Raw genomic sequence first — 21,926 nt, forward strand, 5'->3', positions numbered from 1 at the left:
TATTTCAAAATGCGAAATATTTCACATTTTATCTATATTAAAAGCATGAGAAAAAATTTCCCATGCTTATTGAATTTACATTTCTGATGGTGCTTGTACTCCTAAAAGATTTAATGCAATTTCCAACACAATGCTGACACTTTGAACAAGTGCCAAACGGCTGTTCAACTGATCATCTTTCACTAACACTTTAGAATTTGCATAGTACTGATTAAATGATTTTGCAAGATGAAGCGCATATTTCGCAATAATTGATGGTTCATATTCCCTAACTGCTCGCAAAACAGTTTCTGGAAATGCTTGTAAAAATTTCAAAGTTTCCCAAACATTTGGATCCGATAACTTCAAATCAGCAACTGCTACTTTGTGATCTGCTTTTCTTAAAATACTTTCAGCACGTGCCCGTGTGTATTGAACGTACGGACCTGTTTCACCTTCAAAACGAACAACTTCATTCAAATCAAAATCAAACGAATTCATACGTTCATTTTTTAAATCATGAAAAATGACAGCACCAACACCGACTTCATGAGCAACTTGATCAGCATTTTTTAAATCAGGATTCTTAGACTGAATTTGTTGCTTTGCCAAATCAATGGCATCATCTAAAACTTTATCTAATAAGACAACTCGCCCAGAACGAGTAGATAGCTTTTTACCATTTAAAGTAATCAATCCAAATGGAATATGATGAATATCATCCGACCAATCAAAACCCATTTCTTTCAGTACTGCTTTGAGTTGCTTAAAATGATTAATCTGTTCTGCGCCAACCACATACAATGATTGAACAAAATCATAAGTACGTTTACGGTAAATAGCAGCCGCCAAATCACGCGTAATATAAAGTGTTGCTCCATCCGTTTTTTTTATCAGTGCAGGATTTAAATTATATTTATCAAGATCAACAATTTCTGCACCCTGACTTTCTTTTAATAATTTTTTATCTTCAAGAATTTGAACAACTTCATCCATTTTGTCATTATAAAAGGCTTCACCCTTGTATGAATCGAAGGTAATACCTAATTTATCATAGATACGTTTGAAAGATTGTAAAGAAACCGAACGGAACCACTGCCAAAGCTGAATAGCCTCGTCATCACCGTCTTCAAGTTTTTTAAACCATTTGCGCGCTTCATCATCCAGTTCTGGGTGATCTTTATCTTCTTTATGAAAACGAACATAATATTCAAGTAATTTATTAATGGGATCTGCTTTGACTTCTTCTTCGCTTCCCCAAAGTTTGTAAGCTTCAATCAACTTTCCAAATTGCGTACCCCAATCACCCAAATGATTAATTTTGACTGGTTGATAACCAGTTTTCGTAAGCAAATTAGCCAAAGAATTTCCAATCACTGTTGAGCGTAAATGGCCCATTGAAATAGGTTTAGCAATATTAGGTGAAGACATATCAATAGGAACTTTTCCATTATTTCCAACTGTAGCGTCACCATAATGACTATTTTGCGTTAAAACAGTTTGTAAAACTTCATCACTAAACGTACTTTTATCTAAGAAGAAATTAACATATGGTCCTGCCGCTTCAACTTTTTCATAATTAGTTTGATTGATCTGATCAACCAAATCCTTTGCGATCATTTGTGGTGCCTTGTGTAAGGTTTTAGCTAAGATAAATGTTGGAAAAGCATAGTCACCTAAATTTACGGTTTTAGGTACTTCAATTTTTTCATAAACAGACTGTTCTTCTAACTTACCGTCCAAAGCTTTGACAATACTTTGTGCAATTTGTTTCTTATAATCCATTTTTAGTTCCTCCATTTGTAAATTCAAAAAAAGTCTCTTACAAATAAACATTGTAAGAGACGAGTTAACCCGCGGTACCACTCTAATTGATTTTTAAAATCCACTCAATTTTTTAGTTTTAAACATAAAAGCACGTTCGCTAATATTTTCTATTCGGCTTTCACCATTCCGAACTCGCTAAAAGAAAAAGACTTAGGTACTACTCTCTTACGAAAAAGCGGGCAACGGGAATCGGACCCGCGACGCAAGCTTGGGAAGCTTGAATTTTACCACTAAACTATGCCCGCAAACACAAAAGTAAGTATAGCATAATGCCAAATTTTTGTCATGACTGATTTTTGCCTGCACAACTACTTATCCGCCACTTACCTACTTACTTAAAATTAATTATTTTTTCTTAATTTGGTTGCTAATTCGATCGATTTATCAACCAATATCGATTGAGAATCAGCAATTGGTATCTCTAGTTCAGGAGCTAATTCCTGGGCATAAGACAATTCTGTGCAGCCTAAAATCACAACTTCCGCACCTTGTTTTTGTACCATTTGTTTAACAATTTCATGGAAAAGTTCACCATCAACGTAATTTTGGTTCTTAATATCTTCAAAAATCAATTTGGTTGTCAACTTTTGAATTTGATCAGTTGGCTTGATAACCTCTAAATTTTGCTTAATCAGTTCACGATCATAAATGCCATCAGTAGTTGTTCCCTTAGTCCCAATAACCCCGACCTTTTTAACATTAGGATATTTTTTCTTGATGTATTTAACTGTCTCGCGTGGCATATGCACAATCGGTACCGTCGTCACCGCTTGTAATTCATCATAAAAATAATGTGCCGTATTACATGCAATTACAAAGAAACTAGGGTTTAGTTGGCTTTGTTGTTTAATATCTTCCAACAAATCCGGTAATGGACTAGGTTGCGTATGGTCCATTAAATAAGTCGAACGATCCGGAACCGTTGCATGATTTACTAAAACATAATTGAAATAATCTTGATCCTGATGAGCAGGGGTTCGTTTATTTAATAAACGTAAATAACTTTCCGTTGCCGGTGTCCCCATACCACCAATAATTGTAAAGAAATCCTTCATTTAACTCATCCCTTATTCTCTTCAAAATAACGATCGAAGTTTTTAACATAATTATGATTCATCCAGGTTAACAACGCAAATCTTTTGAGATTCATATCTTTTTTATCAAAAGCAGTCATCCCATATCGTTTTTGTTTGATTAATTGTAATGCCGTTAATTTATCACGATTGTTACGTGCATATTTTTTAAATACTTTGATCGGAACACCTAACCATAACTGATGCGTGTCTTCTGATCGATTAGCATAAACAGTTGGTTTGTTTTTTAAATCTTCACTTACATAATCTTTGACAACCCACTGAGCTAAATTATAACCATTCAAAGTGACAAAGAAACTACTGCGTCCTTGACGTAAATTAATTTCGAACAATTTAAACGTTTGATCACGTGAATCATATTTCAAATCAAAGTTTGCATAACCTGTAAAATTAATTTTTTCTAGAAAATCTTGAATTGTTTTATAAATGGTTGAATTATACTCTGGCAAAATAGCAACATAGTTACCAATTGCCGCTGGAGCAACATCTTCTAGTAATGGATGTCCCAAGCACATCATCTTAACATGATGATACTGATCCACATATGCATTAAGGACACGCATATTACTATCATCGCCCGGAACAAAATCCTGCAAAATTAAATCCGAAGTATAGCCATTATCATAAATTTTCCCGACAATTTCATCAAATTCCGCGCGCGATTGAATGCGAAATGCCTTTTTTCGTCCTTCAAAATGAATATCAAGCCATTCAACGCTATTGGCAGGCTTTAAAGCAACTGGATAACCAAATGGTTCTTCAATTTTATCAGAACTCTCATACTCTGCTTTGGTAATAATTCGTGTCTTCGGATAAGGCAAATCGAACTTATCACAAATTTCATAGAAACGCTCTTTGTTATTGAGTTTCCTTAATAGCGCATAATCCACATAAGGGCAGATAAAAGTCTTGGCAAGTTCATCTTTATGCTTTGAGATTAATTCCGCATAGCCATCGCCCATTCCAAGTAAAATAACTTTTTCAGAACGATTTTCATAGCGTTTAGCAATCTTTTTCATTGTTTCGAAAAAAACTGGATCTTCTGAAAAACCAGGAATTAGTTCCAAATCTACAATTTTTGTAAATCGCGTTGGTGCTAATTCTTTTTCAGCAAATGCTTTAACTTTTTTTCCGGTCATTTTGTAAAATGAACGGGCCATTCCATAAGCATTAAAATCACTACCTAATAACACAGGAATATAATCATTTTTTGAGTTTTCCATTACGCCAATCCTTTCAAAACTTCTTTAGCAACCTTCATATCAGTTGGCCATGGCGTATTAACACCCCTAACTTTCTGATAGGGATCCTCCCCCTTAGCCGCTAAGATCACAACATCCTCTGGACGACTAATTGTAATTGCCTGCTTAATCGCTGAATAACGATCAACAATTTTTTTAACCTGCACTTTTTTATGATCAATATAACTGTCAATCACTTCTATAATCGCATTAGGATCTTCGAAACCTGGATCATCGGTTGTCAAAATTGCGACATCCGCATGTGCCGTCAATGCTTCACCAAATCCTTTTCGCCGAGAAATTCCTTTATCACCGGGACTTCCTACAACTACAATCAAACGACCATTTGGATACTGACTTCGCAAAAAACTAAGTAAAGCATTCATGCTGGCATAATTATGCGCATAGTCAACGTAAATAACACCGTGATGTTTCGAAACAATTGATTCCATTCGACCAGGAACTTTTATTTTCGTTAATAAGTCGTGTGTTTGTTCATAGGTTGCACCGACTAATCCCGCGGCAATCAAAGCACTAGTTGCATTACTTTGGTTATAATCTCCCGGCATACTTAAATCATATAGCCCGTCAATATGTAACGCCTTAGCTTTTGGACTAACCGCTTTAACTTCTATTTCAGTCAAACGCAAATCATCACGATCATTGTAATAAACAACGTCAATTGGAACCGCTAAATTAATTTTAGCATTCGCCTGCTTAAATAAATAAATTTTTTGAGGATCTGTTGTTGCTTTAGCTGCTTGATATATTTCTTCAAGATGAGCCGTTTGTGCGTTGATAACACAAACATCTGAGTTAACCAATAATTGCATTTTGCAATGCAAATAGTTTTCAAAAGTTGGATGTTCGTTCCGACCAATATGATCTGGGGTGATATTTAAAAATATCCCTACATCATAATGTAAGCCATATACACGATTTCGTAAATAGGCTTGGGAAGATACTTCCATAACAAGTGAATGCATCCCATTGTTAACTGCTTCACGCATATCGTGAAACAAATTCAGAGATTCTGGCGTAGTTAAATCAGATTTAAACTCTTGGTCTGGTTTTGAACCAGTAATACGATCAATAGTTGAAAATAGTGCTGCCTTATTTCCAGAAATCGATTTTAAAATATGGTGCGTAAAATATGCGGACGTTGTTTTTCCCTTAGTGCCAGTAAAAGCAATGATAAATAAGTCGTTTTGAGGATAATCATAAAAAGCAGCACCAATCAAAGCCATTGCTTTTGAAACATTTGTCACTACGATGCCACACATCTTAGGAACTTCTTCAAATTGCTGTTCTGCAATATAGACCGTTGCACCATTAGTCTGTGCAACTTTTAGATAAGCTGGTTTAAAATTACCCTTACAGAAGAAAAGATCGTTGGCAACTGTGTGACGTGAGTCATATTTAACTCCCGTAATTGTTTGATGATCGCCTTTAACATTATTTACTACCTGTTTTAGCAAATGATGTTCTTTCAAAATCATGGTAATTTCGGCAATCTCGAGTGCCATATTTTCCATCTCCAAAATATTAAACTTGTGTGCGATGAACTAACTTACTTGTTGTGGCTGTAGTATTTTCTGGAAAATAAACTTCATACCACAGAATAAATGTATAAATTGTAAAGATCTTTTGCATACTTGACTTTCCGTTTATATGTTCATGCAAGATATGCATCAAAGCTTCCGGTTTAAAGAAACGTTTAGCAACATCTGAATTAAATGCCGTCTCAATGCGTTTACGATATTTATCCTCTTTAATCCAACTAGCGATTGGGGATGGAAAGCCCATTTTTTCTTTCTTAGCTACTCGTTCCGGAAGTTCACTTTCGGCAGCAGTTCTCAAAGAAATTTTGGTTTCATCTTTATGAATTCGTGTTTTGATTGGCATAGTTGCCGCGAATTTAGCCACTTCTTTATCAACCAATGGTGTTCGTACTTCTAATGAGTTACACATACTCATTCGATCAGCCTTATGCAAGATATCAAAAGGTAACCAAGTATTGATATCAAAGTATTGCATTTGGGTCATTTCATCTTTGCCTTTAACTTCATCAAAGATATGTTTTGTGTAAGCACCAGAATCCACGTTTATACTTGGATCACGTAAGATTTCATCACGTTCATGCTTATTAAAAACATAGTTAACGCGATAATAGCGCTCACTTAATGGCTGCGCACCTCTGACTAAGAAACGTTTGCCATGAAATCTAGGCAAATTTTGAACTAGTCGTGCTAAACCGGTTCGAACAAACTGAGGAACCCACTTTTGATAACGTTCAAAAGGAAAGGCTTCCAAATAAGTATTATAGCCTCCAAAGAACTCATCAGCCCCTTCACCAGATAAAGCAACCTTAACATGTTCTCTGGTTCCTTTGGAAAGGTAATAAAGTTGCATTGCCGAAGGATTAGAAAGTGGTTCATCCATGTAATACATGATCGTTGGCAAGATATCAAAATAATCATCGCCGTCCATTGTTAATGGCGTGTTTTGTTGATGAATTTCTTTAGCAAACTCGGTAGAATAACTTAATTCACTGTATTTGGAGTCATTAAAGCCAAGAGAAAACGATTGAATTGGTTTGAGTTTAGCTGCTTCTGCCAAAACATAGCTTGAATCAATACCACTTGACAAAAAACTTCCCACTTCAACATCAGCTATCATATGTGCTTTAACGGAATCTTTAACAATTCCACGAATCTTTTTAGCATCTTCGTCAATTGTTTGTGATTCGTCAATATGGTCGTAGTTGAATTTGAAATACGTATGGGTTTCCGTTTTACCATCTTTATGCAAGAAATAGGTACCAGGTAAAAGTTTATAAACATTTTTAAACATGGTTTCTTTTGAAGGAATAAACTCAAAACTTAAATGAATTGGTAATAGCCGTTCATTGAATTCCTTATGAAAATTAGGATGCTCTAAAAATGCCTTAATTTCAGATCCCCATAGGAATGAGTCACCATCGTCATAATAATAAAGTGGTTTAATGCCAAAGTGATCACGAGCACCAAAGACTTCTTTTTTCTGGGTATCATAAATTACAAATGCGTACATACCTCGCAACTTCTGTAAGAGATCTGCACCCCAAGCATCATAACCATGAATTAAAACTTCTGAATCCACGTCTGTTTGAAATTTGTAACCTAATTTTTTTAATTCTTCGCGAATTTCTTGATAATTATAAATTTCACCATTAAAGGTTAAAACCTTCGTTTTAGTTGAGTTCAGCATTGGTTGCTTACCATGTGCCAAATCAATAATCGAAAGACGTCTGAACCCTAAAGAGGCTCCTTCATCTTGAAAGTAGGCTTCATCATCTGGACCACGATGTTTAATTCGGTCCGCCATTGATTTAATGACATCTGTATTGACGTCATTTTGGTTAAGATACCCCACAAATCCACACATTTTATAAACTCCCTTTTTTTAAATCATTAGTTATGTTCAGTAGATAATTTTGAAAATAAAAATGCATTATGAAAAATCACCGTAACACGAATTATTTTACCAAATTTAGCACTAAAATTCTACAGGCAGTCTAATGGTAAAGTTGCCATCTCCTTCTAATACTAAGTCTAAATTCCATTGTCTTAAATGTAGTTTCTGAAAATCATTGAAAATTGCTGGTCTATATGTAATAGTTAGATTAATAAACAATGAGAAAACGATGAGCCAAAAAGAAAGGCGTTAATTTACATGCAAAATAAACCTGTTTTAATCACTAATATGTTAGTTAATATGGGAATTGGTCTTATCATGCCAATTACTACGCTTTACATTCATGGTACGTTGAACAAAAGTCTGGTAACTGCTGGTTACGTTCTTTTTTGTTTTTCTGGTGCAATGATGATTGGTAATTTAATCGGCGGCAAACTTTTTGACAGTTGGCAACAGAAACCACTGATGTATTTAAACGGAACTGGGGTTGTCATTGCTTTATTTTTACTGGGGTTCTTTCCTCAATGGCCAATTTATCCAGTCTTAATAACTTTATATGGCCTTTTCTTGGGTGGCTTAAATTCTTCAATCAACGGCTATATTGCTTTCTTGCAGGTTAAAGATCCAAATATCTTCAATAATGGATATTGGTTTGCTAGTTTAGGAATGGGCTTGGCCACTTTTTTGTCAGGAATTTTATTCGGTATCAGTATTCGCGTTGTGTTCTTCAGTTCAGCGATTTTATTTCTGCTGACCACTTTACTCATAAAACTAACCTTTCACACTCTTCAAAAACAACCTGTCATGGCTAAAAAAAATGATAAGCAAAAGAAATCAAATCATGCTTTTATGAGTATCCTTTTAATCTGTGTTGTGATGATTATTATTTGGATTTGTTACGAGCAATGGAACAGTAATGTTTCAGTTCTAATGATCGCCAAACATATTTCAGTGCCTAAGTATAGTCTCCTTTTTACGATCAGTACGATAGAAGTTGTTTTAGTTCAGCCATTTATGAATCGTTTCTTTAAACCCAGTTTCAAATCAGAAAAAATGCGAGTTGTTTTTGGACTCCTTTCATTTGCATTTTCTTATTTAGCTATTATTAATACAGGAAGTTACTGGCGTTATGTTTTAGGTATTACACTGGTAACTTTTGGCGAAATGTTGGCACTTATTGCTATTCCAGCCATTCTAAATCGTTTTGCTGATGATCAAAATCGGGGCACAATTCAATCTTTAGGTAGTTTTGCCGGTTCAATGGGAAGAGCACTAGGTCCGTTATTTGGAGGATACTTTATCACCACTTTTAACTATAATTGGACCTTTTTTTGGAATGTTTATTATGCACTTGCTCCTCATTTTACCGATCTTTACGCTTAAACTTGGCAAAGCAAAATAGCTTTTCATTTTACTGGTAATTCACAGCAACTTCATCTATAATGTGTTTAGAATCATTCTAAATAAGAAAGAAGTTGCACTGTATGAAACATACGACAAAATTCGCCTTAGTTGTTCTTCTTGGTGTTTTAGCACTTTTTCTAGAGTTTTCATTTCATCTTCATTTAGCCGCTCAGATTATTATCACGGTGGTTGGCATCTTCATTTCAATCACAATGTTAATTGAAATGATCAAAACTTTGCGATCTGGCAAATATGGAGTTGATTTACTGGCAATTACCGCCATTGTTGCCACATTGGCAGTTGGTGAATATTGGGCAAGCATTGTGGTATTGATCATGCTTACTGGTGGTGATTCCTTGGAGGACTATGCTGCTCATAAAGCTGGCAAAGAACTACAGAATCTTCTAGACAATTCTCCTCAAAAGGCTCATGTTTTATCAGATGGACACCTAACCACTAAATCTGTGGAAGCAGTTCAAGTAAACGATCAAGTGGTCGTTAAACCCGGTGAAGTGGTACCCGTTGATGGGATTGTCTTATCTGGATCATCAATCTTTGATGAATCCTCACTAACAGGTGAACCAAATCCAGTCACTAAATCGATCAGCGATGATCTTATGTCAGGTTCCATAAATGGCGATGGTGCAATCACCATGAAAGTTACAAAAATTGCGGCTGATAGTCAATATCAAACCATCGTTAAGTTGGTTAAAGCTTCTGAAGCTCAACCAGCTCATTTCGTAAGACTAGCTGATCGTTATGCTATTCCATTCACGCTCATTTCTTATTTAATTGCTGGAATTGCCTGGTATATTTCCAAAGATCCAGTTCGTTTTGCAGAAGTTCTGGTTGTGGCTTCCCCATGTCCTTTGATTTTAGCGGCTCCAATTGCGCTTGTTTCCGGCATGAGTAGTGCTAACCGTAATGGTATTATTATCAAAAACGGCACAACCATTGAAAAATTTGCAACCGCCAAAACAATCGCTTTCGACAAAACAGGAACTTTAACAAAAGGGATTTTGGCTCTTGATCAAATTAAGAGTTTTCCTCCCTACTCAACTGATCAGTTGTTAGCAATTGCGGCTAGCGCAGAACAACAGTCAAGTCACATCTTGGCACGTTCGATTGTAAATGCGGTTGACAAAAATGTTCTTTTACCAGTTTCAGAAATTCAAGAAGTGACTGGGATGGGAATTACAGCTCAAGTTGATCAACATCACGTTAAAATTGGTCGAAAGAAATTTGTCACTACTGAAACATTCGAAACGCCTAAGCAAACCGCCATCTATATTTCAATAGATGATAGATTTGCAGGTTACATTACCTTTTCTGATCAAATTCGCCCAGAAGCTTCAATTACAATTACGCAATTGAACAAACTAGGCATTAAAAATACATTGATGATTAGTGGCGACCAAAAAGCTACTGCAAACATGGTTGGTAATCAAATTGGGATTGCCAAGGTTTATTCCGAATGTTTACCCAAAGATAAAATCGCCGTTTTAAAAGACCAAGAGAATCATCTACGTCCGGTTGTCATGGTTGGTGACGGCGTTAATGACGCTCCTTCTCTAACAGTTGCTGATGTCGGAATTGCCATGGGCGCTCGTGGCTCAACTGCTGCAAGTGAATCGGCCGATATTGTTATTTTAAAGGATGATCTAGGTCGAGTTGCCCGTACTTTGAGTATCTCTCAATACACAATGAAGATCGCCAAGCAATCCGTATTAATAGGAATTTTTATTTGTATTGGCCTAATGTTAATTGCGGCTACCGGGATCATTCCTGCTTTAATTGGGGCACTCTTCCAAGAGGTTGTGGATACCGTCACTATTCTTTGGGCACTGTTGGCTCATCGAGATAATGCTGATTTAAAGCAGTTAATTGTTCAACAAAAAAATGTTTAATCATTTACAAAAGACGCGGAACAAAGGATTTAGTAGTTATCCTTTACTCCGCGTCTTTACTTTATTTAATTACATTGCTTCTTCAACATCTTTAGGTTGACGAATTTTGGCCAAGGCAGCATCAATTTGTCCCAATACTATTTCTACATTCTTTGGATTTTCCAAATCATATTTTTGTAAGTCAATTTTAATTTTTGGACTGGCATCATAGTCACGATACCACTCTTTATATGCTGTCCACATTTTCAGATAGTAATCTTCAAGTTCTGGATTATTATCAAACTGTTCATAATCACGGCCACGTTTTTTAATTCGATATAAAATCGTGTCAAAATCCGTTTCTGCATATACCATCAAATCAGGTGCTTTTTTAGGAAGATCATTTAATTCGTTCATCATATTATCAAGAAGGCTTAAATAAACACCAAATTCAGTATCTGTAATATTACCCTCTTTATTATTTTCTCGAGTAAATAATGCGTCTTCATAAATAGAGCGATCCAAAACGTTATTATCGTCAGAAAGTGCTTTTTTAATCATCGCAAAACGTTTATTTAAGAAATAAATTTGTAGCAAAAAACCATAACTCTTTTGATCAGAATAATATAATGGTAAAACCGGATTGTCTCCAACTGGTTCGTAAAAAGCTTTTGAACCATAATGACTTGCAATCTTGCCAGTTAACGTCGTTTTCCCAACACCAATCATTCCTGCTGTAATTATCACCATACAAGGCCCCTCTTTATCTTTAATCAAGATTTAGTATAGCATATATTTTTAGCATACAACATCTTGCGTTTTAATTAAATTTATGCAGTACTTCTCTTAAAATTTTCAATCCCGTTGTTATGCAATTTAAACAAATTAACTTTGATACAAATAACCAATTTGGTTAAATTAAATTAATATAAAAAGCTCTACTGCAAAACACAAAAAATCAACGGCATCAACTGATAACCAAAAACAATATTTTTTTGCTTTTTCAGCCGAAAGTAATTTAATTTGATATTTTTCTTGAATTTCAACAGATTGCTTACTCCAATAATCATGTGTTATTTTGAAATTACTTTTTGTTTGATAAAGGTTTTGTGTCAGTCGATTAAGTGTAATTTAGTACTTTCAAACTTTCATTTTCTAATTTCAGCCATTAAGCATAAAAAATAGGCATGAACTAGCATACCATATTTCAAGTCAATTTTATTTTAACAACGTGTAACATTTTTTATTTTTAAAACTTCAAAGCTTGGCTTAGTCTTTTAATTTTTAAGAATATAGTGTAAAATAATTACTGTTGTTTAGCCCCAGTGGCGGAACTGGCAGACGCGCAGCGTTCAGGTCGCTGTATGGGCAACCATGTACAGGTTCGAATCCTGCCTGGGGCACTAAAAATAAAAAACAGAAATGCGGATAATTTGAAGCATTTCCGTTTTTTTATTTATCCAATTTAACCACAGTTCCATACCCAACTACAATTAGAAACTTAGGTGCAACACCTACATTGGCAACCTCTGTATTAAAATGAACGCCAATTAAACCATCACCATCTTTGAGTTCAGCTCTTTTTGTTAATTTCCTTTTGGTTTCTTCAATAAGCTGATCAAACATTTGATATTGATCAATTTCGTCAGCTGCCAGCATAATCCGACTTGTTGCTGAAACAATTCCCACAATTGTGTGACCCACATTGATCTCTTCCGTAGACATAAACATAGCGATCCCTCTTTACTTCTCAGATTTATCTTTCTTTGCCTCGGCCTCTTCTTGCCGCTGCATGGCAAGTAATTTAATTTTAAGCTCAACGACGGTAACTGTAATCATGGCAACTAAAAAGCCAACAATCCAAAGGACAATGATGAGCCAAAATGGTAATTGTGTAAATAACGTAATTAACACAAGCGCTACTGCAATCAAACCAGGAACGCCCACTAATGTAGCCTTTAACATTTTGTTCCTCCATCAATTTAAATTAAAGTACAAACTTGTCAATTGCTTCAGCCACACCAGTTAAATAATTATTTTTGGTCACATATTTGGCTAAGCTCTTTGCTTCCTCGGTACCGTTGGCTACAACCACTGGCATCCCCACTTTACGTAACATTGGTAAATCATTACTATTATCTCCTAGAGCTAAAACTTCATCTTTCTTAATGCCTAAAGACGCCGCCAGTTCCAAAGTGGCGGTACCTTTATCAGTGCCCAAATGATTAAACTCGGCGTACATTCCAGAAGAATAGCTGGCATTTAACTGGTTATCAAAAGCATGCATCACTTCATCATGAACCGACTCTAACTTTTTTTGATCAGGATTCATCGTAATAACTTTCATGATTTTATCATTTTTGAAGATTGAAAAATCATTATTTTCCATAATCTGGTATTCAACATGACGAGGTTTTAAATACGCCAAATCTTCCTCACGAGGATTGTAGATATACAGCTTATTTAAAGTATATACGTGCGTATCATTATGGGGGTACTTCGATGTAATATCAAATACCCCCTTTGCTTCTTCAAAAGTCATTTCATTAGTTTGGAGCACTTTATTGTTTTTGTTTTCAATAATAGCTCCTCCATTATATGAAATGACAAATTCATTAGGTTCTTGATATAAGCCTAATTTTTGTAATAGAACTTGTACCGATGCAAAGCCGCGACCAGTATTAGGGACAAACTTGACTCCCTTTTTTGAGGCGGCCTTAATAGCTTCAATATTTTCTTGGGAAATTTTTCCATCGCCACCAAGTAAGGTTTCATCTAAATCACTAACGATTAATTTATACACTTTTGATCATCGACTTTCTTATTTACTAACCCTACCATATCGAAAATTGAAGTCGTTTTCAATGCTATTTTTAATATTTAGTAATTCTTTTATTTGGTAGCAGCTGAATTCGAATCGCTTTGCGTCAAAACTGCTAACCATTGTCGTATGACTGTTTCAATTTTAAAAGATTGAATCCGTTCCAATGATTTTTGCGCATACGCATGTCGCAAAGGCTCACTTACCATAAGCTTATTAAGTCCTCTCACAAAATCTGGCACGTCTTGTGCTTTGGTTAGCAAACCGTACTGGTTATGTCCTAAGAATTCTGCTGAACCCGTATTTTCCATTGCCACAATGGGTAACCCAAAGGCCATCGCTTCCCCAATTACAAGGGGCATTCCCTCCCAGCGTGAAGTGGAAACGAAAATCGAAGCCGTTTCGTAATGGGCTTGTAAAGCACTATCTTTCAGCGCGCCTCGATAGATAATCTTATCCGTAACATTAAACTTTTCAATTAACTGGCGAAACAACGTCATTTGTTCAGGTACACCTTGTCCTGCAATGGCAATTTTCCAATCAGTTGGTAAAAACTGTGCAGCTTCCAGTAATAAGTCGATTCCCTTGTGCGGAATCGCTATTCGCGCCGTAAACGCAATTAGATGAGATTTTAAATCGGATTGTTTTTCTGGCAATAAGGTTAACGGATTATATATTTTGACAGTGTTGGCATTAAATTGACGATAATTCTTTAGATCTGAGTTTGTTAAAACAACAACCGTGTCTGCTATCTTCAAACCACTAACAAATTCTTCACGCATCCGTTGATAATACTGGGTCATGTACGTTTTGTAATTATTGTGCATCCAAACAATTATTTGAAGATTAGGAACCCGTTTTTTAATCAGTGGCGCAAAACTGGTTGTTAAACCAGCAGCCAAAACGACACTTTGAAAGTTTTCATTCTGAATGAAATCACACAAATCCTCAATTTGTTCACTGTATTTTTCATAAGGTTTTTCGCCAAAATAATTCAATACATGTCCTGGATCAGGACGTTTGGCCACAACTAATTTTGCTTGTAATTCGTAGTACGGTGTCACATCTTCCAATGAATAATACGTCACATCAGCATGTTCGGTTAATGCATTGCCCATCACAGTAGCAGCACGTTTAACACCATCCATGACAACATTTTCAAGAACAATTAATATTTTCATAGGTTAGATTACTAAGGACCCTTTTCCCTAGTCTCTCCTCTCCATAATTATTTTTAAATTAGTTAATGCCATAATCTTTTATTTAAAAAAACTAATGGCGAAATATTTATTTGCCTATTTTAAACAACCATTCCGCCATCATAACCTAGTTTTCTTCATTGCATTATTTATCTAACTACCATTACATCTGCTAAAGAATGCTCTAAAATATAAGTGGTATTCGACCCTAAAAACATCTGTGCCACTCGGTTTGCACCAGTTGCACCAATATAAATCAAATCGATTTTTTCGGTTTGCTGAATATTTCTGGCTAATTCTTCACGTGGACTACCAATTTTAACAATGCTGGTTACGTCTTGCACGCCTTTATCTTTTGCCTGAGCTACCACGTCATCTAAAAGCACTTTTTGTTCTTTTAAACGACTTTCATCATCTATATCTGTTTCCACAACGCCAAATCCAATAGAAGCTCTTCCAACTGTTGATAGCTGTGGTTTTAAAATTTGAGCGATATACAACTTTGCCTTATTTCTGATTGCTGCATCGATTGCCTTATCCAAGGCATGCATTGACGTTTCAGAACCATCAATTCCGACTAAAATGTTTTGATATTGTTGACTTTCCATGGTACTCATCTCGCTTTCTGGTTTATCTAGCTTTATTGTAGCAAAAGCTTATGAATTCTAATAGTAAAAGGACCTTCTGATTTAAATATTCAAAAAATTTCGTTATACTAATCACATGGAGGATTAACCTTATGAAAGTAATTACGCAAGCCATGGTTGCAGCAACCATAAAAAAAAGAGCTGTGGAAACTCACAAAGGGTCGTTTGGAAAATTATTGGTAATTGGCGGCAATGCACAGTATGGTGGTGCCATCATTTTAACTAGCAGTGCGGCCGTTTATTCAGGATGCGGTTTAGTCACTACCGCTACTCATCCAACTAATTTTGCCAGCCTTCATGCTCGGCTTCCTGAAACGATGGTGATTGACTTTCAAGAAAATGAAGCATTAATAAAAATGATCAAAAATGTAAACACAGTTGTGATCGGCCCCGGTCTGGGGGAAGATTCAGTAGCCTTAAAAATATTACATACCATTTTTCAAACTATTCAGACTTCACAACATTTAATAATTGACGGCTCTGCCATTGATCTTGTTGCTACCCATAATTTGAAATTACCAGATGCTAAAGTTATTTTCACACCACATCAAATGGAATGGCAAAGACTATCGACTATCCCAATTTCTGACCAAACAGAAAATAAAAATAAACTGACTCAGCATAAATTGCACGCCACCGTTGTTTTAAAAAAGCATCACACTGAAATCTATACCGATCAATCTGTTTATCAATTACAACTGGGTGGCCCCGCAATGGCTACTGGTGGGATGGGAGACACACTTGCTGGTATGATTGGTGCGTTTGTCGCGCAATTTCCTGATCAAGAGGCTGCTGTTATTAGTGCAACGTATTTGCATAGCTTTATCGCTGACAACTTAGCTGAATCGCAATATGTTGTCCTACCTCATCAAATAATTAATCAAATTCCACAAGCAATGTCTCAGTTTGCGCGCAAATAATTAAAGTATCGCTTGCAATTGAATAAACAAAAATTGAGAATGAGGAAGACAGCTTCCCTATTCTCTATTTTTTTATTTGTGGACTTGTTATCTAAAAAATAGGAAACAAGGTAGATTTCTTCGATTGGTTTCGTTTGAAATCTAAATACCTTATTTTCCACTTTCATTGTCCATATATTTCAGATTTTATTTAGTTAGCTCCAGTAATTCATCCACTTCTTTTTGGCTTAATTCCCGATAATTTCCGGGTAATAAACCTACATCAATTGCCAAAGTTCCCATTTTAATACGTTGCAAACGAACCACTTTTTGCCCTACTGCACCAAACATACGCCGTACCTGGTGATATTTACCTTCTTGTATTTGTACGTGCACACGCGTCGTGTTTTCAAGCTTGTTATAATTCAAAATTTCAAGCTTAGCCGGATAAAGCTCTGTGCCGTCTTTTAACGTAATCCCATCAGTAAACTTTTGAATAACTTGTTCATCTAATTTACCAGTTACAGTTGCTTCGTACGTTTTTTTGATATGATGCGCTGGCGATAGAAGTTTATGCGCCAAATCGCCATCATTGGTAATCAAAAGCAGCCCTTCCGTATCCTTATCAAGCCGGCCAACCGGAAAAAGATCTGGTCGATAATCCGATTTATTAAATAAGTCCATCACCGTTTTTTGATGTTTATCCGTAGAGGCTGAAATGACGCCCAAGGGTTTATTGAGTAAGTAATAATAATGAACTTGATACTGTATTTCGCGTTCACCCAATTTCACCAAATCTTGCCCTGGTTTCAATTGCGTTTTACCAGAAACTACTTGACGCGCGTTCAAAGTGACAGCTCCCTTTTTTATCAGTTGGGTAATTTGACTGCGTGTGCCAATATTCATCTGATGCAAAAATTTATCAATTCGCATAATTACTCCTTAATGAATTCGTAAAATTCGTCGAATGCGTTCTACACGGCTTCCTAACATCATATCTGCAAGTCGAGTTCTTAATGTGGCATATAGATACACGAATCCACCTAAACAAGCTGCACCCACAGAAACGAATACTGACATGAACTTACTATTAGGATTCAATACTAAATAACTTAAATGAACCGTCGCAAACGCCACAATAAACGTTAAAAGACTAAAAATAAGAATGCCAGCAAATGGTTTGCTGATCCGTTGAAAACTAATCCCATACTCACGATTTAAATGTCGTAAAATTAGCCAACTCACCACACCAAAACCAATTCCTGTTGAAACTAAGGGTCCCATTACCCCTAAATAAGCCACAAGCGGGTATTGCAAAGCTAATTTCACTACCACGCCAATGGCAAAATAACCAACTGCCCGAACGTTTTCAGAAATTCCCTGCATAATTGCCGAAATAACCGTAAAAAGTCCAAGTATCACAGAAACATACGATGACACTTGTAAAACTAATGTCCCCACAACATCATAATGATAAAACAGTGTGTTAAGTGGCTGGGCAATGGCTGCCATGCCCAATGCTGAAGGAATCATGAAAAACGAAAATAGTAACAATGCATCGGTAACTTGATTGTTAATTTCACGTTTATCCCCTCGTGTTTTGGCCTCCGAAAGCATTGGCACCGCTGTAATTGCCATTGCTGAACCTAACGAAACGACAATCATAATTAGTTTATTGGAGTTAAATGCAAAATCCGCATAAAGAGTATTCACAACACTGTTTGAATAATTAAATGCACTCTGCATAATATTGAAAAATGTGTACTGATCAATCAATTGAAAGATGGTAATGGCAGAACCGATAATAATAAACGGCGTTGCCTGAGCAATAATTTCCTTATAAAGCTGTTTTGCGGGAATAGCCAGTTCTTGCTTACTATTTTCGGCCAGTTCTCGCAATCGTGCTCGATGCCGAAAGTAATACCACACAAGCACCAGCATACCACCGATGGCGCCAATAAAAGCTGCAAAGGTCGATTGTGAAACGGCACTAACCCAACTACCATGATGAACCTGCATGATTAAAAACGCAGTAATCAACATGTACGCCACACGAGCTAACTGCTCAACAAATTGAGAAATTGCCGAGGGTGCCATTTCTTGATAACCCTGGAAAAAGCCTCGCGTTAAACTCATGGTTGGAATAATTAGCACCGCCCAGGCCAACGAATGTAATATTGGAATCACATTGGCATCATTGTTAGAAAGTGCTGGTGCGCCAAAGTATAAAATTAGTGCACAAATAATTCCAGTAGCACCTGATAGCAGTAATCCACGTTTAAACAGTCGTTGTCCCACCGCAAACTCATTAATCGTATTGTAATGGGCTACTTGTTTGGCGATGGCTGAAGGTATCCCGGCAATCGCCGCAATTAAGAAGAAGCTGTATATGTTATAACCTTTTGCAAATAAAGCATTGGCCTCATCACTCATGCTGCCAAACCAAATTACCCAAGGAATAATATAAACGGCTCCTAATAAGCGAGAAAAAATACTCCCCGCCGTCATCCAGGCCGAGCCCTCGATCATTTTATCTTTTGAAGTAGATTCTTTATTTATTTGTCTCAGCGGTTGAAAACCCGCTCCATTTTCCTGTGTTTTGTTTTGAGGCGTCTCAGCCATAATTTATCGCCCTACTTTCGAATACTCAATCTTAACCATTTTATCATGACTACGAGGCAATTCAAATTAAAATTCAATTCATAAGAAAATATAAAGGATTACAAATTATTCAATAAATCTAATTTTCACTTTTTAAAATTATAACAAAAAAGCAATTAGTCAGTACTTCAACTAATCACTTTTAAAATACTTTGATTTAGTTAGCAACCACATTCACAATTTTATTAGGAATAGCAATCACTTTTCGAACAGTTTTACCATCTAACCACTCTTTCATGGTTTCATCGGCTAAGGCTAATTTTTCAAGATCAGCCTTGTTTGTATCCTTAGCTACCTTCAAATGTGAGCGAACTTTTCCATTCACCTGCAATACGATTTGAACGGTGGCCTCTTCCAATTTACCGGCATCAAACTTTGGCCACTCCGCGTACGTAATGGTTTCGTGATGTCCCAATAGTTGCCATAATTCTTCGGCGACATGAGGAACAACTGGTGATAACATTTTAACAAAGCCTTCCATGTATTCTAATGGTAATGCCTCAGCTTTATAACTTTCATTAACAAAAACCATCATTTGTGAAATAGCAGTATTAAAATGTAACTGCTCGAAATCTTCAGTAACCTTCTTAACTGTCTGGTTATAAACTTTATCAAGTTTACCATCATTAATAGTTGTTACCCGATCACGCAGATGGTTATTTTCATCAATCAGCAAACGCCAAACTCGTTCAATCCATTTCTCACTTCCGTGAATGCCATCTTCGCTCCATGCAACTGATTCCGTAAGGGGACCCATAAACATTTCGTATAAACGTAAAGTATCGGCACCATATTGATCCACAATATCATCAGGATTAATGACGTTACCCTTAGATTTGGACATTTTTTCATGGTTATCGCCTAAAATCATCCCTTGATTAACTAACTTCTGGAATGGCTCTTTGGTTGGTACCACACCTAAATCATACAAAACCTTGTGCCAGAAACGTGCATACAATAAATGCAAGACCGCATGCTCGGCACCACCAATATAAAGATCAACTGGTAACCACTCTTTTAAAAGATCCTGATCCGCAATTTGTTTTGAATTGTGAGGATCAATATAACGTAAATAGTACCACGAACTACCAGCCCATTGTGGCATGGTGTTCGTTTCTCGACGGCCCTTACGACCATTTTCGTCAACAACGTTAACCCAATCTTTTAAATTAGCTAATGGACTTTCACGGGTACCAGAAGTTTGCAAATCTTTGGCAGCTGGTAATTTTAAAGGTAATTCGTTTTCCGGAACTAAGGTTGTTTCTCCATCTTCCCAATGAATAACAGGAATTGGTTCACCCCAGTAACGTTGACGTGAGAAAATCCAATCACGCAACCGGTAATTAACCTTTTTCTTGCCAACTCCCTTATCTTCAAGCCATGTTAACATTTCATTGATGGCTGTTGGTTTATCCATGCCATTTAAGAATTCGGAATTAATGTGGACACCATCTTCAGTATAGGCAGCATCTTCAACGTTACCACCTTCAATAACTGGTTTAATAGGTAGATCAAATTTCTTAGCAAAGTCCCAATCACGTTGATCATGCGCTGGTACCGCCATGATTGCACCAGTTCCGTAAGAAGCAAGTACATAGTCAGCAATCCAGATTGGCAATTTTTCACCGTTTACAGGATTAATTCCGTAAGCACCAGTAAATACACCAGTTTTATCTTTATTTAAATCCGTTCTCTCCAAATCAGATTTAGTTTCGATCTTCTTTTCATAGGCCTCTACAGCATCCTTTTGAGCCGCTGTGGTGATCTTCTTAACTAACTTATGTTCTGGTGCGATAACCATATAGCTTGCGCCAAACAACGTGTCAGGCCGTGTTGTGTACACCTCAATTTGTTCATCTGTTCCATCCACTTTAAAATTGATGCTGGCACCGGTTGAGCGACCAATCCAGTTACGTTGCATCTCTTTAATGCTTTCAGGCCAATCAATCAAATCCAAATCATCCAATAAACGATCTGCATAGGCAGTAATTTTCAACATCCATTGCTTCATTGGGACTCGATAAACTGGGTAACCGCCGCGCTCAGTCTTACCATTCACAACTTCTTCGTTAGCAACCACGGTTCCACCCATCATGTCAGGAGCCCAGTTAACAAGGGTTTCCTTCTCATAAGCTAAACCTTTTTTGTACATTTGTTCAAAAATCCATTGTGTCCATTTATAATAATTTGGATCAGTTGTATTGATTTCACGATCCCAATCATATGAAAAACCTAACGAACGAATTTGACGCTTAAAGTTTTTAATATTTTGCGCCGTAAACTCACGAGGATTATGACCAGTTTTTAGGGCATACTGTTCTGCTGGTAATCCAAAGGCATCCCAACCCATTGGATGCAAAACTTTGAATCCTTGCATGCGTTTAAAACGAGCCATAATATCTGTAGCCGTATAGCCTTCTGGATGGCCAACATGTAATCCTTGTCCAGATGGATAAGGGAACATATCTAAAACATAGTACTTAGGTTTCTCTGAAGCCGAATTTGTTTTAAATGTTTTATTTTCACGCCAGTAATGCTGCCACTTACGTTCAATTATTTCGTGATTATATGCCAATTTATCTACACCCTTTCTATATAAAAAAAGCCTATAAGATATCAAAAAATATCTTATAGGACGAATTTTCCGCGGTACCACCTATATTTACGATTGAATTACTCAGTCGAACACTTCAATTCTTAACGCGAATTCACGTTACAAGCTACTAATTTCACCAGTAAATATCAAAAGATGAGTTCGGTATAATTCCAATCTATACTCACATTATCCGTATAGTTTCTGAAAAGGGTTCTA

At 36.4% G+C, this 21,926-nt stretch carries 17 protein-coding genes, 2 tRNA genes and 1 other annotated feature (1 of these 20 only partly in view); of the genes, 4 read left to right on the top strand and 15 right to left on the bottom strand.

Annotated features, from left to right (window positions below):
* Window positions 1-75: 75 nt before the first annotated feature.
* The 6 genes from argS to asnB all read right to left on the bottom strand — a co-directional run bounded on the left by argS (window position 76) and on the right by asnB (window position 7,567).
* The gene (gene argS, locus AB3219_RS09535) at window positions 76-1,764 is read right to left on the bottom strand and encodes an arginine--tRNA ligase (protein ID WP_216762508.1); all 1,689 of its coding nucleotides are present in this window, start codon (window positions 1,762-1,764) and stop codon (window positions 76-78) included.
* Window positions 1,765-1,980: 216 nt separating this feature from the next.
* Window positions 1,981-2,051 (bottom strand) — tRNA-Gly (locus AB3219_RS09540).
* 96 nt (window positions 2,052-2,147) lie between these two features.
* A complete protein-coding gene (locus AB3219_RS09545) occupies window positions 2,148-2,861 on the bottom strand; it encodes an aspartate/glutamate racemase family protein (protein WP_216753883.1) in 714 nt (237 codons plus the stop codon).
* A gap of 5 nt (window positions 2,862-2,866) precedes the next feature.
* A complete protein-coding gene (locus AB3219_RS09550; protein ID WP_216762507.1) occupies window positions 2,867-4,123 on the bottom strand; it encodes a carboxylate--amine ligase in 1,257 nt (418 codons plus the stop codon).
* On the bottom strand, window positions 4,123-5,667 hold the full coding sequence (locus AB3219_RS09555; protein WP_216753885.1) for a UDP-N-acetylmuramoyl-L-alanyl-D-glutamate--2,6-diaminopimelate ligase: 1,545 nt from the start codon (window positions 5,665-5,667) through the stop codon (window positions 4,123-4,125). The genes AB3219_RS09550 and AB3219_RS09555 overlap by 1 nt, the downstream gene beginning before the upstream one ends.
* Before the next feature lie 19 nt (window positions 5,668-5,686).
* Window positions 5,687-7,567 carry an asparagine synthase (glutamine-hydrolyzing) gene (gene asnB / locus AB3219_RS09560; RefSeq protein ID WP_216753886.1) on the bottom strand — a complete coding sequence of 627 codons (1,881 nt, stop codon included), beginning with the start codon at window positions 7,565-7,567 and terminating at the stop codon, window positions 5,687-5,689.
* Between the two features lie 288 nt (window positions 7,568-7,855).
* Between asnB and AB3219_RS09565 the strand changes: the two genes are divergently transcribed.
* Both AB3219_RS09565 and AB3219_RS09570 read left to right on the top strand, forming a co-directional pair.
* Window positions 7,856-8,980 carry an MFS transporter gene (locus AB3219_RS09565; RefSeq protein ID WP_216753887.1) on the top strand — a complete coding sequence of 375 codons (1,125 nt, stop codon included), beginning with the start codon at window positions 7,856-7,858 and terminating at the stop codon, window positions 8,978-8,980.
* Between the two features lie 101 nt (window positions 8,981-9,081).
* Window positions 9,082-10,908 (top strand): heavy metal translocating P-type ATPase, encoded by a 1,827-nt coding sequence (locus AB3219_RS09570; RefSeq protein ID WP_216753888.1) that lies wholly within the window; start codon window positions 9,082-9,084, stop codon window positions 10,906-10,908.
* A 69-nt stretch (window positions 10,909-10,977) separates the two neighbouring features.
* On the opposite strand, the gene AB3219_RS09575 is transcribed toward AB3219_RS09570, so the two are convergent.
* Window positions 10,978-11,637, bottom strand: a complete 660-nt coding sequence (locus tag AB3219_RS09575) for a deoxynucleoside kinase (RefSeq protein WP_216753889.1) — start codon at window positions 11,635-11,637, stop codon at window positions 10,978-10,980.
* A 569-nt stretch (window positions 11,638-12,206) separates the two neighbouring features.
* Between AB3219_RS09575 and AB3219_RS09580 the strand changes: the two genes are divergently transcribed.
* Window positions 12,207-12,290: transfer RNA gene (locus AB3219_RS09580), tRNA-Leu, on the top strand.
* 49 nt (window positions 12,291-12,339) lie between these two features.
* Here the strand turns inward: AB3219_RS09580 and AB3219_RS09585 are convergent.
* The 5 genes from AB3219_RS09585 to AB3219_RS09605 all read right to left on the bottom strand — a co-directional run bounded on the left by AB3219_RS09585 (window position 12,340) and on the right by AB3219_RS09605 (window position 15,515).
* Complete coding sequence (locus tag AB3219_RS09585) at window positions 12,340-12,618, bottom strand: hypothetical protein (RefSeq protein ID WP_216753551.1); 279 nt, start codon at window positions 12,616-12,618, stop codon at window positions 12,340-12,342.
* Between the two features lie 12 nt (window positions 12,619-12,630).
* Window positions 12,631-12,852, bottom strand: coding sequence for a hypothetical protein (locus tag AB3219_RS09590; protein WP_216753552.1), 222 nt, complete (start codon window positions 12,850-12,852; stop codon window positions 12,631-12,633).
* A 22-nt stretch (window positions 12,853-12,874) separates the two neighbouring features.
* On the bottom strand, window positions 12,875-13,690 hold the full coding sequence (locus AB3219_RS09595) for a Cof-type HAD-IIB family hydrolase (protein WP_216753553.1): 816 nt from the start codon (window positions 13,688-13,690) through the stop codon (window positions 12,875-12,877).
* Between the two features lie 89 nt (window positions 13,691-13,779).
* Entirely contained in the window at window positions 13,780-14,889 is a 1,110-nt protein-coding gene (locus AB3219_RS09600) for a glycosyltransferase (RefSeq protein ID WP_216753554.1), read from the bottom strand.
* A gap of 167 nt (window positions 14,890-15,056) precedes the next feature.
* The gene (locus AB3219_RS09605) at window positions 15,057-15,515 is read right to left on the bottom strand and encodes a universal stress protein (protein ID WP_057806357.1); all 459 of its coding nucleotides are present in this window, start codon (window positions 15,513-15,515) and stop codon (window positions 15,057-15,059) included.
* A gap of 131 nt (window positions 15,516-15,646) precedes the next feature.
* Here AB3219_RS09605 and AB3219_RS09610 point away from each other — a divergent pair, with 131 nt between their 5' ends.
* Window positions 15,647-16,474, top strand: a complete 828-nt coding sequence (locus AB3219_RS09610) for an NAD(P)H-hydrate dehydratase (protein WP_216762501.1) — start codon at window positions 15,647-15,649, stop codon at window positions 16,472-16,474.
* Between the two features lie 186 nt (window positions 16,475-16,660).
* Here AB3219_RS09610 and AB3219_RS09615 read toward each other — a convergent pair whose 3' ends face one another.
* The 3 genes from AB3219_RS09615 to leuS form a co-directional block, all read right to left on the bottom strand.
* On the bottom strand, window positions 16,661-17,386 hold the full coding sequence (locus tag AB3219_RS09615) for a pseudouridine synthase (RefSeq protein WP_057806352.1): 726 nt from the start codon (window positions 17,384-17,386) through the stop codon (window positions 16,661-16,663).
* 9 nt (window positions 17,387-17,395) lie between these two features.
* Window positions 17,396-19,075: a polysaccharide biosynthesis protein gene (locus AB3219_RS09620; RefSeq protein ID WP_263765771.1), complete on the bottom strand. Its 1,680-nt coding sequence runs from the start codon at window positions 19,073-19,075 to the stop codon at window positions 17,396-17,398.
* A 196-nt stretch (window positions 19,076-19,271) separates the two neighbouring features.
* On the bottom strand, window positions 19,272-21,689 hold the full coding sequence (gene leuS / locus AB3219_RS09625) for a leucine--tRNA ligase (RefSeq protein WP_216753557.1): 2,418 nt from the start codon (window positions 21,687-21,689) through the stop codon (window positions 19,272-19,274).
* Window positions 21,690-21,742: 53 nt separating this feature from the next.
* Window positions 21,743-21,926 (bottom strand) — a binding site (T-box leader); it runs 29 nt beyond the window's last position.

Origin of the sequence: Pediococcus ethanolidurans (genome assembly GCF_964062635.1) — a bacterium.
Taxonomy (GTDB): domain Bacteria; phylum Bacillota; class Bacilli; order Lactobacillales; family Lactobacillaceae; genus Pediococcus; species Pediococcus ethanolidurans.

Excerpts from the sequence above, each read along its gene's own strand:
- AB3219_RS09610 (WP_216762501.1), top strand. The coding sequence starts at position 15,647 with ATGAAAGTAATTACGCAAGCCATGGTTGCAGCAACCATAAAAAAAAGA.
- AB3219_RS09590 (WP_216753552.1), bottom strand. The coding sequence starts at position 12,852 with ATGTTAAAGGCTACATTAGTGGGCGTTCCTGGTTTGATTGCAGTAGCG.
- AB3219_RS09615 (WP_057806352.1), bottom strand. The coding sequence starts at position 17,386 with ATGCGAATTGATAAATTTTTGCATCAGATGAATATTGGCACACGCAGT.
- argS (WP_216762508.1), bottom strand. The coding sequence starts at position 1,764 with ATGGATTATAAGAAACAAATTGCACAAAGTATTGTCAAAGCTTTGGAC.
- AB3219_RS09575 (WP_216753889.1), bottom strand. The coding sequence starts at position 11,637 with ATGGTGATAATTACAGCAGGAATGATTGGTGTTGGGAAAACGACGTTA.
- AB3219_RS09570 (WP_216753888.1), top strand. The coding sequence starts at position 9,082 with ATGAAACATACGACAAAATTCGCCTTAGTTGTTCTTCTTGGTGTTTTA.
- AB3219_RS09550 (WP_216762507.1), bottom strand. The coding sequence starts at position 4,123 with ATGGAAAACTCAAAAAATGATTATATTCCTGTGTTATTAGGTAGTGAT.
- AB3219_RS09545 (WP_216753883.1), bottom strand. The coding sequence starts at position 2,861 with ATGAAGGATTTCTTTACAATTATTGGTGGTATGGGGACACCGGCAACG.
- AB3219_RS09620 (WP_263765771.1), bottom strand. The coding sequence starts at position 19,075 with ATGGCTGAGACGCCTCAAAACAAAACACAGGAAAATGGAGCGGGTTTT.
- AB3219_RS09600 (WP_216753554.1), bottom strand. The coding sequence starts at position 14,889 with ATGAAAATATTAATTGTTCTTGAAAATGTTGTCATGGATGGTGTTAAA.
- asnB (WP_216753886.1), bottom strand. The coding sequence starts at position 7,567 with ATGTGTGGATTTGTGGGGTATCTTAACCAAAATGACGTCAATACAGAT.
- AB3219_RS09605 (WP_057806357.1), bottom strand. The coding sequence starts at position 15,515 with ATGGAAAGTCAACAATATCAAAACATTTTAGTCGGAATTGATGGTTCT.
- AB3219_RS09585 (WP_216753551.1), bottom strand. The coding sequence starts at position 12,618 with ATGTTTATGTCTACGGAAGAGATCAATGTGGGTCACACAATTGTGGGA.
- AB3219_RS09565 (WP_216753887.1), top strand. The coding sequence starts at position 7,856 with ATGCAAAATAAACCTGTTTTAATCACTAATATGTTAGTTAATATGGGA.
- AB3219_RS09555 (WP_216753885.1), bottom strand. The coding sequence starts at position 5,667 with ATGGCACTCGAGATTGCCGAAATTACCATGATTTTGAAAGAACATCAT.